The sequence below is a fragment of the Verrucomicrobiia bacterium genome, from assembly GCA_036268055.1.
In the GTDB taxonomy this organism is placed as follows: domain Bacteria; phylum Verrucomicrobiota; class Verrucomicrobiia; order Limisphaerales; family Pedosphaeraceae; genus DATAUW01.
Genome location: DATAUW010000001.1, coordinates 52,632 through 68,882 on the forward strand (window position 1 = coordinate 52,632; position 16,251 = coordinate 68,882).

Below are 16,251 nucleotides of genomic sequence, written 5' to 3' on the forward strand. Positions count from 1 at the left end.
ATTTTGCATGCCCGCGGTGAAAGGTTGTGGTATTAGTTCCACACTATGTCGCAGCCATTCAAAATCACTTCGCGAATCAAGCTCAAGGACCTTAATACTGCCTATCACGCCGGTCTCGACAAGGAAGCCACGCGCGCCAAGACCGACAAGCTTTGCCAGCGCATCGGCGACCTTCAGCAACTGCTCTACGGAAATCATACCCATTCGATCATCCTGCTTTTTCAAGGCATGGACACCAGCGGCAAGGACGGTGCGGGAAAACGCGTGCTGCAACACGTCGTTCCCTCAGGCGTCGAGACGACCAATTTCAAGTCGCCATCCTCCGAGGATCTCGCGCATGATTATTTATGGCGTGTTCACAAAGCCACGCCCCATTACGGCAACATTGGCGTGTTTAACCGTTCCCATTATGAAGACGTGCTCATCGTGCGCGTCCTGAAACTCCAACCGAAGGAAGTCTGGTCCGCGCGTTACGAACAGATCAACGCCTTTGAAAAAATGCTCAGCCAGAACAACACGATCCTGTTGAAATTTTTTCTTCATATCAGCAAGGCCGAGCAGGCGAAACGTCTCAAAGCGCGCATTGATGATCCGTCAAAAAATTGGAAACTGGAGATGAACGATTTGAAGATGCGCGCCTATTGGAAGGACTATCAGCAGGCGTACGAGGACGCGATCAACAAATGCAGCACGGATTATGCGCCGTGGCACGTCGTCCCTGCCGACCACAAGTGGTATCGCGATTATGTGGTCGCCGAGACGATGGCGAAGGCGTTGGAGAAATTGAAAATGTCCTGGCCAAAACCCAAAATGGATTTGTCCAAGCTGAAGATTTCCTGATTACGAGTGGGTGCGGCGCTTGACCTTCAACTGCGCCACGGAATGAGCGAGCGCCGCTTGCGCCATGGCTGCATCTTCTTCGTTCAATTTTTCGCTCAGGCGCGTCTCGGCGCGGCGGCGGGCTTCTTCGGCTTTCGCCTCGTCAATGTTCTCCGCCTTGATCGCCATGTCCGTCATCACCGCGACGTGATCGCCGGTGATCTCGACAAAACCTTCGCCGACCGCCAGATGAAAATCGCGTCCGTCACGCCGCACGATGATTTCACCCGCCACGATTTGCGTCATCAGCGGAACGTGCATCGGGTAGATGCCCATTTCGCCTTCGGAACCTGGGAGCGTGACCATTTCCACGTCGTTCGATTCCGGTTTGCCGTCCGCGCCCGCCGCCGGGAAGGTGCGGCCTTCGGGCGTGACAATTTCAAGTTTTAGCGTGTTGGCCATTATGTCAATTACAGTTGAGGAATCGCTTGGCTCTGCCGTTCATCCGTCCGATCAAGCTTCCTTGATTTCGCCGATGCCGCCCTTCATGTAGAAATTACCTTCAGGCACGTCGTCGTGTTTGCCTTCGAGGATTTCCTTGAAGCTCTTGACCGTCTCGGCCACCGGCACCTGCTTGCCTTCGCGGCCCGTGAAGACCTGCGCGACGGTAAACGGCTGGCTGAGGAAGCGCTGGATTTTGCGCGCGCGGAACACGGTCAATTTATCTTCCGGCGACAATTCATCCATGCCTAAAATCGCGATGATGTCCTGCAAGTCTTTGTAACGCTGAAGAACGCGCTGCACGCCGCGGGCGACGTCGTAATGTTCCTGGCCGACGATTTCCGGCGTCAAGGCGCGGGAATTCGAGGCGAGCGGATCCACCGCGGGGAAGATGCCCAACTCGGCGATTGAACGCTCGAGCACGATGGTCGCGTCCAAGTGCGCGAAGGTCGTGGCCGGCGCAGGGTCAGTCAAGTCGTCCGCCGGCACATACACAGCCTGGAAGGAAGTGATCGAACCTTTTTTGGTCGAGGTGATGCGTTCCTGGAGGTCACCCATTTCGGCGGCCAGCGTGGGCTGGTAACCGACGGCGCTCGGCGTGCGGCCCAGCAGCGCGGACACTTCGGAACCCGCCTGCGAGAAGCGGAAAATATTATCAACGAACAGGAGCACGTCCTGATTTTTTTCGTCACGGAAATATTCCGTCACGGCCAGCGCGGAAAGCGCCACGCGCAGACGCGCGCCCGGTGGTTCGTTCATCTGGCCGTACACAAGGCCGATTTTCGAGCCTTGCTCAATCAATGGCAAACCGTTTTCACCCTTGATGGGATGGCCCTTGGCATCTTTCTTGACCTTGATGACGTCGGCCTCGATCATTTCGTTATAAAGATCGTTGCCTTCGCGTGTGCGTTCACCGACACCCGCGAACATGGAAACGCCACCGTGTAATTTCGCGATGTTGTTGATCAGTTCCATGATGACGACGGTCTTGCCGACACCGGCGCCACCGAACGCGCCGACTTTGCCACCCTTCAAGAACGGGCAGATCAGGTCAATGACCTTGATGCCCGTGGTGAGCACCTGCGGCGAAGTGGATTGGTCGGTCAACGCGGGCGGCGGACGATGAATGGGCAGATACTTGTCGGCCGTCACGGGGCCTTGTTCATCCACCGGATCACCGGTCACGTTGAACACGCGGCCCATCACGCCTTCGCCCACGGGCATGGAAATTGGCGCGCCGGAATCGGAGACTTCGATGCCGCGCTTGAGGCCTTCGGTCGAAGACATGGCGACGGTGCGGACCCAGTTGTCGCCAAGATGCTGCTGCACTTCGAGCGTCAGCTTCGTGGGGTGGCCCTGCACGGTGTATTCCACTGTCAAGGCGCTATAAATGCCGGGCAGCTTGTCGGAGAATTCCACGTCCACAACGGGACCGATAATTTGAACGATTTTGCCTTTATTCATGTGATCTGAGGTTAATTCATCGCCATCGCGGCGCTGGTGATTTCCAAAAGTTCTTTCGTGATGTTGGCCTGGCGCAGTTTGTTGTACTCAAGTGTCAGGTCCTTCAGGATCTGCTTGGCGTTGTCGGTGGCATTCTTCATCGCGACCATGCGGGAGCTGTGCTCGCTCGCTTTGGCTTCCAGCAAAATCTGGTAAACGCGATAATTCAAATAGTGCGGCAGCAGCGCATCCAAAACCTGCTGCGCATTCGGCTCGAACAAAAATTCGGTCGTGCCCTTCGCCAATTTTTCCTCGTCATGCGCCGTCTTGCCGACCGCTTTGACCTCGGTCACCGGCAGGAACGGAACCACTTCCGGCTTTTGATTGAGCGTCGAAATAAAATTCGTATAAAGGATGTCCACTTGGTCCACCTTGCCGCTGAGGAACAAATCGCGTGCGAATTTCGCAATCGCCCGCGCTTCGGCAAAGGTCGGCGCGTCTTTGTAAGTGAACTCGGCGGCGAGATCGCGCTTGGTGCGGGCAATAAATTGCGAAGCTTTGCGCCCGGCCGTCACGAACACGGTGACGTTGCGATCAAACTTCGAGGCTTCGCGCATCAAATTGCTGTTAAGGCCGCCGCACAAACCTTTGTCCGTGCTCACGACGATGATCGCGCGTTTCTTGACCTCGCGCTTGTCCATGAGCGGATTGCTGAAATCACCGCCGCTGCCCGCGACTTCACCGAGCACGTGATTCATCAACTGCGCGTACGGACGGCCCGCGATCGCGGCCATCTGCGCCTTGCGCATCTTGGACGCCGCCACCATCTGCATCGCCTTGGTGATCTGCGCTGTGTTCTTGACCGACTTGATGCGTCGGCGTATGTCGCGTGTGCTCGGCATGGTCAGTTATTGTTTTTCGTGAACCAGCGTAACTTGAGGTCGCAAATTGCGACCTCAAGATTGCAAGAAACTGCATCGCAATCGTTAATGTCGGCTACTGATTCAATGAACATATCAATTCTCTTAATCCCGGAGACTTATTTATAAGTCTGCTTAAAATCGGTAACGGCTGATTTCAGTTCACCAGCCAGCGCATCCGAAATGGCTTTTTCCTTCGAGATTTTGCCCATCAAATCGGCTTTGCGGCTCGTGAGATATTCCGTGAGTTTCTTTTGGAAATCCTTGAGCTTATCCACGGCGACGTCGTCCATAAAACCGTTTTGAACGGTCCAGAGAATTGCGGCCTGCACTTCAACCGGGATCGGGTTGTATTGCGGCTGTTTGAAAACTTCCACGATGCGTTTGCCGCGCTCGAGTTGCGCCTGGGTTTTTGCGTCGAGGTCGGAACCGAACTGCGCGAACGCCGCCAATTCACGGAACTGTGCGAGATCGCCTTTGATACGCCCAGCGACTTGTTTCATCGCCTTGATTTGCGCGGCAGAACCGACGCGCGACACCGACAGACCGACCGAAATCGCGGGACGAATACCTTGATAGAACAAATCCGTTTCCAGATAAATCTGGCCGTCCGTGATCGAAATGACGTTCGTCGGAATGTAAGCCGAGACGTCGCCCGCTTGCGTCTCGATGATCGGCAGTGCGGTCAACGAACCGTTGCCATACTTTTCACTCACGCGCGCCGAGCGTTCGAGCAAACGGCTGTGCAAATAGAACACGTCACCGGGATACGCTTCACGGCCCGAAGGACGCTTCAACACGAGCGACACCTGGCGATATGCCACGGCGTGCTTGGAAAGATCATCAAAAATAATCAAGGCATCCATGCCGTTATCCATGAACCATTCGCCCATCGCCGCGCCGGCGAACGGAGCAAGATACTGGTTGGTCGCGGAATCGGAAGCGGCGGCCACCACGACGATCGAGTAAGGCATCGCACCGGATTCTTCGAGGACGTTGATAACGCGTGCGACATTCGATTGCTTTTGGCCGACTGCCACGTAGATGCTGTAGATGGGACGGAAATCCTTGTCGCCCGAGCCTTCGTTCGCCTTGTTGATGCGGGCCTGATTGATCATCGTGTCCACGCCGATGGTCGTCTTGCCGGTCGAACGATCACCGATGATCAATTCGCGCTGGCCGCGGCCAATGGGAATCATCGCGTCCACCGCCATGATGCCGGTTTGCAACGGCTGGCTAACGGAACGGCGTTTGATGATGCCGGGCGCAATTTTTTCGACGGGATAATTGGCCTCGGCTTTGATCGGGCCTTTGCCGTCAATCGGCTGGCCGAGTGAGTTCACCACGCGCCCGAGCAACCCCTTGCCGACGGGCACCTGAAGCAGTTTGCCTGTGGTGCGCACTTCCTGGCCTTCGGTGATGGAAGTATAATCACCGAGAATGATGGCGCCGACTTCGTTTTCTTCCAGGTTCAGCGCGAGACCGACCACGCCGTTGCCGAAGTCCAACATTTCATTGAGCATGGCGTCGGTCAGACCTTCGATCTTCGCCACGCCGTCGCCGATTTCGCGGACGATGCCGACATTCTGGCGCGACACCGAAGTTTTGATGCCGGAGATTTGCGCTTCAATTTCTTGCAGTAAGTTACTCATAAATTAATCAGTCGGGTTAAAATGCCTCGCGCAGGTTTTCCAAACGCGCACGGACGCTTCCATCATAAACATCACTGCCCACCTGGATGCGCAGGCCGCCGAGCAACGCGGGATTTTGGGCAAATGAAATATCTAAGCCCGCGCCATATTTCTTGCTGAGATCGGACTTCACCGCCGTTTGCTGGTCGGGCGAAAGCACCGTGGCGCTCTCCACCTTCGCGGTGCGGCGTGCGATGTCGAGTTTTACCAGTCGCTGCAAATGCGTGAGGATGGACACGTAACCGCGCGGCTTCTGCGCGATGACCAGTTGCACCGCCTGGCGAACACGATTTTCGTCGAGCAATCCATTGGCCGTGCAACTGTGGAACAGTTGCTTGGCGTCGCGCCGGGCTTGTTTGGAGATTTTCATTTATCCAGAATCACGCGGCCAGTTGCCGGCTGGTTTCGTCAGCAAGACGTTTCTGGTCGTCCGGCGTAAGCACTTTGCCGGTGACTTTGCTGGTCGTATCCACCACCAGACGTCCGACTTCACGGCGCAAATCGCCGAGCATGCGGACGCGTTCCTGTTCGGCGGCTTCGCGGGCCTTCGCAATGATCTGCGCGGCTTCGGCGATGGCCTTTTGCGTTTCCTGCTCCTGCACGCGGGCGGCGGCGGCGCGAGCTTCTTCAATCAATTTATTGGCTTGGACATTCGCCTGATTCAAAACTTCCTGGCGCGAGGCTTCGGTGCGGGCCAATTCGGATTTGATCTTGTCGGCATTCGCCAAACCATCGGCAATGCGCTGGCGGCGTTCCGCTAAAATTTTCAAAACCGGGCGATACGCGAAAACGGCGAGCAACGCGGCCACAATGCAAAAGCTGACCGCCTGCGAAATCAAATGCGGCGTGTCAACGGCAAATGTCTTCCCGGTGGACCGTGCCGTTTCGGCCAGGTCGCTGGCCATATTTGCTAACATGACAAAGTGATTCATAGATCAACGCTTTAAAGTGGGTGCGAACCCAACCGGGCCCGCACCCATCAATTATCCACAGTAAACTCTTACTTCACGAGGAAGAGAGCATAGAACACGATGGCTTCAGCGAAGGCGATTGCGAGAATCGACTGCACCAGAATTGGTGTCGCAGCGCCGGGATTGCGTCCCACCGCTTCCGAAGCCTTCATGCCAATGAAACCCACGCCCAGCGCGCCACCGAGGGCGGCCAAACCGACGTGAAGATTTCCCGATACTTCTGCCAACATAGGCGTTAACATATATTTTCCTTTTTTGTTGCTCACCGGCTCCCGCGATTGAACACGGTCAAACCGGCGAAATCGTTTTAATGGTGGGCGTGATCGTGTCCCTCATCATGCGGCATGATCAACATCGTGAACACCGCCGTCAACAGCATGAACACCAGCGCCTGAATGACTCCGACCAGCAATTCCATGAAATAAAAGGGTATCGGCAGCAGCCAACCCAGGCCGGGTATGAGGTTGGACATCGTTTCCAGCATGTTTTCACCCGCGAAAATATTGCCGTAAAGACGAAAGCTTAGCGAAACTGGACGGAACAGGATTGAGAAGATTTCCAGGAACCCGACCGCGAAAAATACCACGATGAGCAGCGGCTTAAGCCAGCCTTGCGGATTGCCTTTGGGCGCGAAGAGATGTTTGAGGAAACCGATCGGACCGTTCGCGTGCAAAGCCCAGTAAATCCAGCAGGCGAAGAAAACCAGCGCCATTGCCATGGTCATATTAAGGTCCGCATTCGCACCACGAAACCAAGGAATGAAAACTTGCGTTCCATCCGATAGCGTTTCCTTCCAACCAACTGTTCCAAAAAACGGAATCAACCCGGCCCAATTTGAAAACAAAATGAAGATAAATATGGTGGCGAAAAACCAGAATGTTCTTTTAACCAGGTCCGAACCGATGATGCCTTCCAAAAAGTTATAGAGGCTTTCAACCAACCATTCGCAAAAATTTTGCAAGCCCGACGGTACCGCTTGAATATTGCGCGTGGCCATTTGCGCGAAAATAATCAGGCCCAGCGCCACAATCCACGTCACCACCATCGAATTGGTAATCGGGAAACCGGCGACGCGGGCAATCTCAGTCGCCGTCGGAGAGACGCCCTTTTCGGCATGGCTCTCGGCAACTTTTTCAGCCGTCTGGGCGCTGACCGCACTGCGCCCCATCAAGGGAGCGAAGGCCAGCATGAGTATTAGGATTACTTTTACGAACTTCATCACAATCAAAATTCCCGTCGGTTTCGAGGGACACCTATCGCCGTTAATTCGATATTGCGCCTGAAAGCGGGGGGAAAGTTGCCTCATCGTGAAAAATTTCACAAGCGTTTTTTTCAGAAAACTTGAGGGCGAGGTTCAGAGTTAAATCCCGCCTTAAAAAATGGTTAATAAATGGGGCTCGTCCCGCCGGGTTAACAACTTGAATTTCAGCGGTTCGCGCCCGTCCGACGCATCTTGCAAGGCAGACCAGATTACGAGCTTGGCGAGAGATATTCCGCCACGTCGGTACGATAGGCTTTCAATGCGGGCACAATTCCTGCCAATGCGCCGAGCGTAATCAACGCCACCGGAGCCCAAAACATTACCTGATTAAATTTCATCGGCTCAATTACAACACCGGTTTGAGCACGAATAATATGCGCGGCCACAATCATGATAATGGCATAAAATAAAAACGCGATTGCCATGCCAAGCGCAGAAATACTCGCCGCTTCGAGCAGAATCGCGCCGAAGATGGTTCGACGCCTTGCGCCGAGCGCGCGCAGAATGGCAATTTCACGACGCCGCTCGTTCATTGAATTATAAATGCTCGCGAGAATCGAAGCACTTGTCACCAATGCCACGAGATACGAAACCAATTCCAACACGCTATCCACCCAGCCGATTTTGTTGAATAATTCCACCATCACCTGCCCGATCGGCCACGCGAATGTCAGCCGCTTGCCTTCCTTGTTGTACATCGTGTTGAGCCGGAAACCCGCGGCAGCCGCGCCTTCCTTCAACTTCACCAGCACAGCGCTGACTTCGGTCACATTGTCAGGATTATGGCCGGTCATTCGCTGGATGCCTTCAAGCGGAATCCAGATGACGCGATCGGCCGGCGTGTTCGACGGCATCAAAATCCCGACGACCACATAGGTCTCCGAGTGCTGGTCTTTCTCATTATAGATCAAACCGTGATACGGATGAAAAACATCGCCGCGATTGAGATTCATTTTTTGCGCGACGAAACTGCCCACGACGGCTTCGCGCAAGGTGGGATCAAAAATCCGGCCGCCGGGTTGGAATTCGTAGTGGCGCCCGGGAGCATATTCCGCGCGCTCGAATAATTCCGGCAGCGTGCCGACGAGCCGGTAGCCGTGATAATTATCTCCCACCGCAATCGGCACGGCGAGATCCACGTTCGGATTATTTTTGATTTCCTGGTAATCGCTCCACTCGATATTTCCCGGCGAAGCTTCAAGATGAAATATGGCGTTCAACACCAACTGCAACTTCGCCCCACGCGCGCCCAGCACGGCGTCGAACCCGCCATTTACGCCCGTAAATACCGCACTGGATTGCGTCTTCACCGCCCACACAGACATCAGCAATCCCCCGCCGAGTGCGATGGACAGCGCGGTCACGATAGTCGAGAGCGCGTGCTGTCGCAGACTGCGAAATACTACCAACCACAGCGTCACGTCCGCACCTCTGGCGCGGTGGCGCGGTTTATTTTTGCGAGTGAATGGACGTGTTCAAATTTGGCGAGCACTTCGCGGTCATGGCTCACAATCAATAAGGCCGCGCCATTTTCCGCGCATGCTTCGCGGATCAACGCCAAGGCTTCGCCGGCATTTTTGTGATCGAGGTTGCCGGTAGGTTCATCCGCGAGGACAAGTCTGGGATGATTCGCCAGCGCGCGCGCCACCGCAACGCGTTGCTGCTGGCCAGTGGAAAGTTGCCGGGGATAATGTCGCAGCCGCTGGCCCAAGCCAACGCGTTCAAGCAAGTGCTGGGCAAATTCGCGATCTACTCCCGGGCCGAACGACATGCCAAGCAAAACATTTTCGAGACAGGTGTAGCCTTGCAAGAGATTGAACGTCTGGAAAATATAACCGACCGTAGTCGCCCGCAGGCGATCGCGCGCGGGTTCACTCAAAGCCGACATTTCTCGTCCGGCAAGCAGGATTGAACCCGAGTCCGGCTTGAGGATTCCCGCGATGAGATGAAGAAAGGTGGTTTTCCCCGAACCGCTTTCGCCGCTCAAGGCACATTGCGCCTTTTCGGCGAGGTCGAAGGATTCAATGTCCACAACCGTATGAATTTCGCCGTCCGGGGAACAAAACGATTTTTTGAGCTGTCTTATCTCTAGCAGCGGCATAATAACCACGATTATGACGACGGAAGTGGTTCCATCGTTCCAATCGCGTCACAGTTAAAAACAAATTATCGAGGGTGAATAGAATATTCGCATTCGCGCAAATTATAAGTGGCGCTTCTTGCAAAAGCAGCGTGGATATGCTTGAATCGGAGTGTTCCACGCGGTGATGCATCTGTGCCGCACCATGCGAGAACCGTGTGAGAGTAACTATAGTCAGATTGAGAGTGAATTCGTGAGTTGCAGGCGTTTATCAGGTGGCTCGGTCGTTTTAGTCCTTCTCTTTTGGGCTGCAACCGCCTTTCCCGCCCAATTAACCAACGCCATCTGGCAATCTATGGACCGCGCGCCGAATGTTGCTGCGGCCTCTTCCCCTTGGATTCACCCGCAAGTATTTCACAGTTTCAATCTCAACCATGCCGCGTTGCGCGCGCTGCTCAATCGCGTGCCGATGGAATTTTCCAGCAATGCCGCGCCTTCGGAAATATCTCTGCCAATGCCGGACGGTTCGCTCGCCCGGTTCCACATTTTTGAATCGCCGGTGATGGCGTCCGAACTCGCCGCCAAGTTTCCCGCGCTTAAAACCTATCGCGGTCAGGGCATTGACGATCCGCTGGCCACGGTGCGATTCGATTACACTCCCGCTGGATTTCACGCGCAGATTTTATCGCCAAACGGCGCGGTGTATCTGGATCCGCTGGAGAAGGGCGAGACGAATTTCTACGCCTGTTATTACAAGCACGATTATCATCGGACCGCGGATGATTTTCATTGCCTCGCCGAATCGCCGAATTCGCCGCTCGCGCTGAATAAGCCTACGCCGCTTGGTTTGGCTTACGGCGATAACATGCTGCGCACTTACCGGCTCGCCTGCGCCGCGACGGCGGAATACGTCGCATTTCAAAGCGCGCCAGACCCGCCGAATGTGCCCGCCGGCATGGCCGCAATCGTGACGGCGATCAATCGCGTAGATGGCATTTACGAAACGGAAGTGGCGATTCACATGGTGCTCGTCGCCAGCAATGACGCCATTATTTACACCGACACCACAAACGAGCCTTACAGCAATGCCGACGGCAATGCCATGCTTTCCCAAAATCAGGCGAACCTCGACAATGTCATCGGCGATGCCAATTACGACATCGGCCACGTTTTCAGCACGGGCGGCGGCGGCATCGCGGGATTGGGCGTCGTTTGCCAAAGCGGAATGAAAGCCCAAGGCGTGACGGGTTTGCCGATGCCCATTGGCGATGCTTTTTATGTAGATTATGTCTCGCATGAAATCGGCCACGAGTTTGGCGCGCATCATCCGTTCAATGGCGTGCAGGGAAATTGTGCCGGCACGCAGCGCAATCCGGCGACGGCTTACGAACCCGGCAGCGGCTCGACGATCATGGCCTACGCGGGAATTTGCGCCGGGGACGATTTGCAGAAACACAGCGACCCGTATTTTCACTCGGTCAACCTCGCCGAAATCATCACTTACACGACTCAAGGCGCGGGCAGCAGTTGTCCGGTCCTGACACCAACTGGACGCACCGGCCCCAACGTGGATGCCGGCTCCAACTTCACCATTCCCGTCGGCACACCGTTCACGCTCACCGCGACGGGCAGCGATGCCAATACCAACCTGCTCACCTATTGCTGGGAGGAACGCGATCTCGGCCCCGCGCAAACGCTTCAACAAGCCGACAATGGCAGCAGCCCGCTCTTCCGCTCATTTCTGCCCACGCAAAATCCTTCGCGCACTTTTCCGCAAATTGGCGACATCCTCAGCGGCACGCAAACGCCCGGCGAACAACTTCCGCAGCTTGCCCGCACGATGAATTTCCGCGTCACCGCGCGCGATAACCAACCCGGCGGCGGCGCAATCAGCACAGCGGACACGCAGGTGTTTGTTGATCCCGGCGCGGGGCCTTTCACCATCATTGCGCCCGCCGCAGGTGCGACATGGTTCGAGACGCAGACGGTGATGTGGGACGTCGCGGGCACGACGGACACGAACGTGAACACGATGTTCGTGAATATTTTATTGTCCACCAACGGCGGAACGAATTTCCCGATCGTGCTCGCCGCGAACGCACCCAACACCGGCAGCGCCGATGTCACCTTGCCGGTCATCGCCACTTCGCAAGCGCGCATCCGGGTCGAGGCTGTGGGAAATATTTTCTTCGCCATCTCACCCGAAGATTTCAACCTCACGACCGAAACAAATCCGCCGCCCGCGCTCGCGCCCATCGCGGACGTCACAATCCATCTCGGCGCCACTTTGATCATCACGAATCAAGTGGCCGATTCGGTCGTGCCTCCACACACACTGGCTTTTAGCCTGGATACCAATTCCCCGCCAACCGCGGAAATCAATCCAACCACCGGCATCCTCACGTGGACGCCTGACACCAACTATCTCGACACCACAAATGCCTTCACCGTGGATGTCAGCGACAATACTGACCCGCTATTGAACGACTCGCAATCATTCAACGTCACCGTCGTACCCGCGCCGACAATTCAATCCATCAGCCTCGAGGACACAAACGTGGTGCTGACGTGGAGTTCCATTCCCGGCGATAATTACCTCGTGCAATACACGACGAATTTAGCGCCGGTGAATTGGCTGGATGCCGGCCCCTCAGTGACCGCGAATCACTTCGTCGCGACCAACGCCGCCGCCATCAACGCGGCGATGGCGAGCTTCTATCGCATCCGGCTAGTGCCCTGACGCCGCGCGAATATTCTTATCGTCCGCAACAGTTCTTATACTTCTTCCCGCTGCCGCAAGGACAAGGATCGTTTCGTCCAACCTTCGGTCCCGAACGCACTGGCTTGGCTTTTTCGACCGCCGCATTCGCTTCACTGACCACGTCGCTGGCGTTGCCTTTGGCCGCCGGAGCATCGCCGCCAAACGCGCTCGAAGATTGATGCAAGGTTCTTTGCGGAGCGTTCTTCAAAAAATTCTCGAACGCCATCAGGCTCGATGCGCTGCGGAAAATGCCGTGACAGATTTCCGTTTTGATGTTGATCATCAATTCCTCGAAAATCTTGAAAGCCTCCGCCTTGTATTCGATCAGCGGATCGCGCTGGCCGTGGGCGCGCAGGCCGATGCTGTAACGCAAGCTGTCCATCTCGTAAAGATGCTCCTGCCACAACCGGTCAATCGCCGTCAAAATCGTGTAACGCTCGACCGACTTGATCGCCTCGGGATTCTCGAAACTGATCTTCAACTCGTACGCCTTGCGCACGCTGTCGGAAATAAAATTGCACGCCCCAAATTGCGCCGGGCTCAAGCCATCGAACACCGATCCGGGCACGGGCGTTTCCTGGTTGTCATGCGCCGCTTTGACGATTTCCTCCTCCGGCATGCCGAGCGGGAAATTCAAATTCACCCAATCCGACAACGAGCGCAAACGCCATTCAGCCGTGTCCTGCGTGTTCGAGGTGAACTGCTCGATCTTCTGGATGACCACCTCTTCCATGATGTCCATGAGGCGGTCGCGGACATCCGGCGAATTGATGATTTCATTGCGGAAGCCGTAGATGACTTCGCGCTGCTTGTTCATCACGTCGTCATATTCCAACGTGCGTTTGCGGATCTGGAAATTGTGTTCTTCAACGCGTTTTTGCGCCTGCTCGATCGAACGATTCAGCCACGGATGTTCCAACTCCTGGTTCTCCTCGAGGCCCATGCGCTCCATCACTTTTACAATGCGGTCGGAACCGAACAAGCGCATCAAATCGTCTTCCAGCGAAATGAAAAAATGCGTCGAACCCGGATCGCCCTGGCGCGCGCAACGTCCGCGCAACTGCCGGTCAATGCGGCGGGATTCATGCCGCTCCGTGCCGATGACGTGCAAACCGCCAAGCTCGGAAACCCCCTGCCCCAGTTTAATATCCGTGCCGCGGCCCGCCATGTTCGTCGCGATGGTGACCGCGCCTAATTGGCCGGCACGCTGGACGATCTCCGCTTCCTGCTGGTGGAATTTCGCGTTCAACACCGAATGCACGATGCCCGCCTTCTTCAACAGGCGGGAAAGAAATTCGCTGACCTCAACCGAAATCGTGCCTACCAGAATCGGACGGCCCTGCTGATGGATGGTCTGGATTTCCTTGAGCGCCGCTTCGAATTTTTCGCGCTTGGTCTTATAGACGGAATCGTTTTTGTCTTTGCGCGCGACCACCCGATTGGTCGGGATGACGGCCACGCCCAATTTATAAATGTCGAGAAATTCGCCCGCCTCGGTTTCCGCCGTGCCGGTCATGCCTGCGAGTTTGCGATAGAGGCGGAAATAATTCTGGATCGTGATCGTCGCGAGCGTTTGCGTTTCGCGTTCGATCTCCACGCCTTCCTTCGCTTCGACGGCTTGATGCAACCCATCGCTCCAGCGGCGGCCCGTCATCAAGCGGCCCGTGTTTTCATCCACGATGATGACTTTGTTATCCTGGACTACATACTGCACGTCCTTGATGTAAAGACTGTAGGCCTTGAGCAACTGCGCGATGGAATGGATGCGCTGCGCCTTGGCCTCAAACTCGGATTGCAGCTTGGCCTTCGCTTCCAGCCGCTTGCGCGGGTCGGTTTCGACGCCCGTATCCACTTCATGCAACGCCGTGCCGAGGTCGGGCAGCATGAAAGCGTCGGGATCTTTCGGACTGAGAAAATTGCGGCCCTTCTCGGTCAGGTCCGCCTCGTGGCTCTTCTCATCAATCGCGAAAAATAATTCTTCCTTCTCCGCGTAAAGTTCCTTCTTCGATTGATCGCCGTGCAACGACAACTCGGCATCCTGCATCAACCGCTGGTTCGAGGGCTCTTCCAGAATCTTCATCAACTCGAGCGACGTCGGCTGGCCGAGTTTAACGCGATAAAGCAACAAACCGATTTGCCGTTCGAGATTTTCCGAACTCGACTTGTCATTCGCGCGCAACTTAACCAGCAGTTCTTCCGCTTCCTTGAGGAAACGCCCGCAAAGCTTTTGCTGCGCAAACACCACCGATTCCACCACCGGCTTGAATTCGCCGTATTGATTGTTCACCTGCACCACGGCCGGCCCGCTGATGATCAGCGGCGTGCGGGCTTCATCAATCAGGATCGAATCCACTTCGTCAACAATCGCGAAATAATGACCGCGCTGGACTTGGTCCTCCCGGCGCGTGGCCATGCCGTTATCGCGCAGATAATCGAAACCGAACTCCGCATTGGTTCCGTAAGTGATGTCGCAATTATATTGCTCGCGGCGGACGCTCGGCGACTGATCATGCACGATACAACCCACAGTCAGGCCGAGAAATTTATAAACCGCGCCCATCCATTCGCTATCGCGCGACGCCAGATAATCATTCACCGTCACGACATGCACGCCGCGGCCAGTAAGGGCATTCAGATAAACCGGCAGCGTGGCGACGAGGGTTTTGCCTTCGCCCGTGGCCATTTCGGCGATCTTGCCAGTGTGCAGGGAAACTCCGCCGACGAGCTGCACATCAAATGGAACCATCTCCCATCTGAGCGGCTGGCCTCGCACAATGACATCCCGCCCGCACATGCGGCGGCAGGCATTTTTGACGACCGCAAAAGCTTCGGGCAAAATTTCATCCACCGCCGCCGCCAGCTCTGTCGGATTATCAATCGCGGCGAGGCGCGCCTTCCAATCGGCGGTCTTTTGCCGCAAAGCATCCTCGGGAAGCTTCTGTAATTCCGCCTCGGCCTGGTTGATGCGCTCCACCATGGGACGCAGCTTCCGGATTTCCCGGTCATTCTTCGACCCGATGAACTTTTTGACAATATATCCGATCATGCAAAATCTTTAAAAAGAGTCATGGAAATTACGGCATCCATCCCCATGCGTCAAAGACTTTAAAATCACACTCAACGCACTGAACCAACGCCATCTCCTTTACTGCCATTTTGGCTACGCCGCATCATAGCCCAACGCGCCGGCTATTGCAAATGCAGCCATGAACCGGCTAACCGCAGGGGCGCATCTCAGTTTCTTGCAACCCGGAGGGTTGCCGGACCTTAGCCAAGGATAACATCCCCGAAACGGCATCCAAACAGAATATCCGTCCCGGCTGGGACGGCGGATCTCATCACAAATAGAATTTAAATGCGTTGAGGCCATGATTTTCCCGCGCCCAACCCGGCACCGGCCTCCGCCAATAATTTTTTCCTCCCATTAAGCGACCTTAAGCGGACTTATCCGAACTTATCCGAACTTATCCGAGCCAACGCGAACTTTTCCGGCCTTTTTGGCTCGCTTAACGTCGTTTGAAGAGCCGAGCCAAACCCGGCCGTTGGCGTTTTTTATCCACTTGCGGATTTGAACCCGCTGCCATCGTCCAACTCGCCTTAGAGCAAACCATTACCTCCATTTCAAAGAACCATCCCTACCATACCGCATCCCCAAGATACAGTCCACCCTTCCATAGGATACAAAAATAGAAATAACCTCCCCTCATCCACAAACTAAATCCCTCCACCAACGCCTCCGCCAACCGTATGCCCCCATTAAGGGGAGGGCGAGCGTACTCGCGAGCCGTAAAATGATCATCCACT

Annotated in this window: 13 protein-coding genes; 2 read left to right on the forward strand and 11 right to left on the reverse strand. The window is 55.5% G+C overall.

Annotated features, from left to right (window positions below; all coding sequences use genetic code 11):
• The first annotated feature begins 45 nt into the window (after positions 1-45).
• Positions 46-840: a PPK2 family polyphosphate kinase gene (locus tag VH413_00220; GenBank protein HEX3797095.1), complete on the forward strand. Its 795-nt coding sequence runs from the start codon at positions 46-48 to the stop codon at positions 838-840.
• Here VH413_00220 and atpC read toward each other — a convergent pair whose 3' ends face one another.
• The 10 genes from atpC to VH413_00270 form a co-directional block, all read right to left on the reverse strand.
• Complete coding sequence (atpC, locus tag VH413_00225; GenBank protein ID HEX3797096.1) at positions 841-1,281, reverse strand: ATP synthase F1 subunit epsilon; 441 nt, start codon at positions 1,279-1,281, stop codon at positions 841-843.
• Positions 1,282-1,332: 51 nt separating this feature from the next.
• Complete coding sequence (gene atpD, locus VH413_00230) at positions 1,333-2,784, reverse strand: F0F1 ATP synthase subunit beta (protein HEX3797097.1); 1,452 nt, start codon at positions 2,782-2,784, stop codon at positions 1,333-1,335.
• 11 nt (positions 2,785-2,795) lie between these two features.
• Positions 2,796-3,665, reverse strand: a complete 870-nt coding sequence (gene atpG, locus VH413_00235) for an ATP synthase F1 subunit gamma (GenBank protein ID HEX3797098.1) — start codon at positions 3,663-3,665, stop codon at positions 2,796-2,798.
• 137 nt (positions 3,666-3,802) lie between these two features.
• Entirely contained in the window at positions 3,803-5,335 is a 1,533-nt protein-coding gene (atpA, locus tag VH413_00240) for a F0F1 ATP synthase subunit alpha (GenBank protein ID HEX3797099.1), read from the reverse strand.
• 16 nt (positions 5,336-5,351) lie between these two features.
• Positions 5,352-5,744 carry a F0F1 ATP synthase subunit delta gene (locus VH413_00245; protein HEX3797100.1) on the reverse strand — a complete coding sequence of 131 codons (393 nt, stop codon included), beginning with the start codon at positions 5,742-5,744 and terminating at the stop codon, positions 5,352-5,354.
• Between the two features lie 10 nt (positions 5,745-5,754).
• Complete coding sequence (gene atpF, locus VH413_00250; GenBank protein ID HEX3797101.1) at positions 5,755-6,291, reverse strand: F0F1 ATP synthase subunit B; 537 nt, start codon at positions 6,289-6,291, stop codon at positions 5,755-5,757.
• Between the two features lie 83 nt (positions 6,292-6,374).
• Entirely contained in the window at positions 6,375-6,587 is a 213-nt protein-coding gene (locus tag VH413_00255) for an ATPase (GenBank protein HEX3797102.1), read from the reverse strand.
• A gap of 65 nt (positions 6,588-6,652) precedes the next feature.
• On the reverse strand, positions 6,653-7,651 hold the full coding sequence (atpB, locus tag VH413_00260) for a F0F1 ATP synthase subunit A (protein ID HEX3797103.1): 999 nt from the start codon (positions 7,649-7,651) through the stop codon (positions 6,653-6,655).
• A gap of 164 nt (positions 7,652-7,815) precedes the next feature.
• Positions 7,816-9,027 (reverse strand): FtsX-like permease family protein, encoded by a 1,212-nt coding sequence (locus VH413_00265; GenBank protein HEX3797104.1) that lies wholly within the window; start codon positions 9,025-9,027, stop codon positions 7,816-7,818.
• Positions 9,024-9,707, reverse strand: a complete 684-nt coding sequence (locus VH413_00270; GenBank protein ID HEX3797105.1) for an ABC transporter ATP-binding protein — start codon at positions 9,705-9,707, stop codon at positions 9,024-9,026. Before VH413_00270 ends, VH413_00265 begins: the two co-directional genes overlap by 4 nt.
• Before the next feature lie 334 nt (positions 9,708-10,041).
• On the opposite strand from VH413_00270, the gene VH413_00275 reads away from it, so the two are divergent.
• Positions 10,042-12,426, forward strand: a complete 2,385-nt coding sequence (locus tag VH413_00275; GenBank protein HEX3797106.1) for a zinc-dependent metalloprotease family protein — start codon at positions 10,042-10,044, stop codon at positions 12,424-12,426.
• 16 nt (positions 12,427-12,442) lie between these two features.
• Here VH413_00275 and secA read toward each other — a convergent pair whose 3' ends face one another.
• The gene (gene secA, locus VH413_00280; protein HEX3797107.1) at positions 12,443-15,493 is read right to left on the reverse strand and encodes a preprotein translocase subunit SecA; all 3,051 of its coding nucleotides are present in this window, start codon (positions 15,491-15,493) and stop codon (positions 12,443-12,445) included.
• Positions 15,494-16,251 lie beyond the last annotated feature (758 nt).

What these genes read in the sequence shown, in the direction of transcription:
- VH413_00245 (HEX3797100.1), bottom strand. Translation starts at nt 5,744, where the DNA reads ATGAAAATCTCCAAACAAGCCCGGCGCGACGCCAAGCAACTGTTCCAC.
- atpB (HEX3797103.1), bottom strand. Translation starts at nt 7,651, where the DNA reads ATGAGGCAACTTTCCCCCCGCTTTCAGGCGCAATATCGAATTAACGGC.
- VH413_00270 (HEX3797105.1), bottom strand. Translation starts at nt 9,707, where the DNA reads ATGCCGCTGCTAGAGATAAGACAGCTCAAAAAATCGTTTTGTTCCCCG.
- VH413_00220 (HEX3797095.1), top strand. Translation starts at nt 46, where the DNA reads ATGTCGCAGCCATTCAAAATCACTTCGCGAATCAAGCTCAAGGACCTT.
- atpG (HEX3797098.1), bottom strand. Translation starts at nt 3,665, where the DNA reads ATGCCGAGCACACGCGACATACGCCGACGCATCAAGTCGGTCAAGAAC.
- VH413_00255 (HEX3797102.1), bottom strand. Translation starts at nt 6,587, where the DNA reads ATGTTAACGCCTATGTTGGCAGAAGTATCGGGAAATCTTCACGTCGGT.
- atpD (HEX3797097.1), bottom strand. Translation starts at nt 2,784, where the DNA reads ATGAATAAAGGCAAAATCGTTCAAATTATCGGTCCCGTTGTGGACGTG.
- atpA (HEX3797099.1), bottom strand. Translation starts at nt 5,335, where the DNA reads ATGAGTAACTTACTGCAAGAAATTGAAGCGCAAATCTCCGGCATCAAA.
- secA (HEX3797107.1), bottom strand. Translation starts at nt 15,493, where the DNA reads ATGATCGGATATATTGTCAAAAAGTTCATCGGGTCGAAGAATGACCGG.
- atpF (HEX3797101.1), bottom strand. Translation starts at nt 6,291, where the DNA reads ATGTTAGCAAATATGGCCAGCGACCTGGCCGAAACGGCACGGTCCACC.
- atpC (HEX3797096.1), bottom strand. Translation starts at nt 1,281, where the DNA reads ATGGCCAACACGCTAAAACTTGAAATTGTCACGCCCGAAGGCCGCACC.
- VH413_00275 (HEX3797106.1), top strand. Translation starts at nt 10,042, where the DNA reads ATGGACCGCGCGCCGAATGTTGCTGCGGCCTCTTCCCCTTGGATTCAC.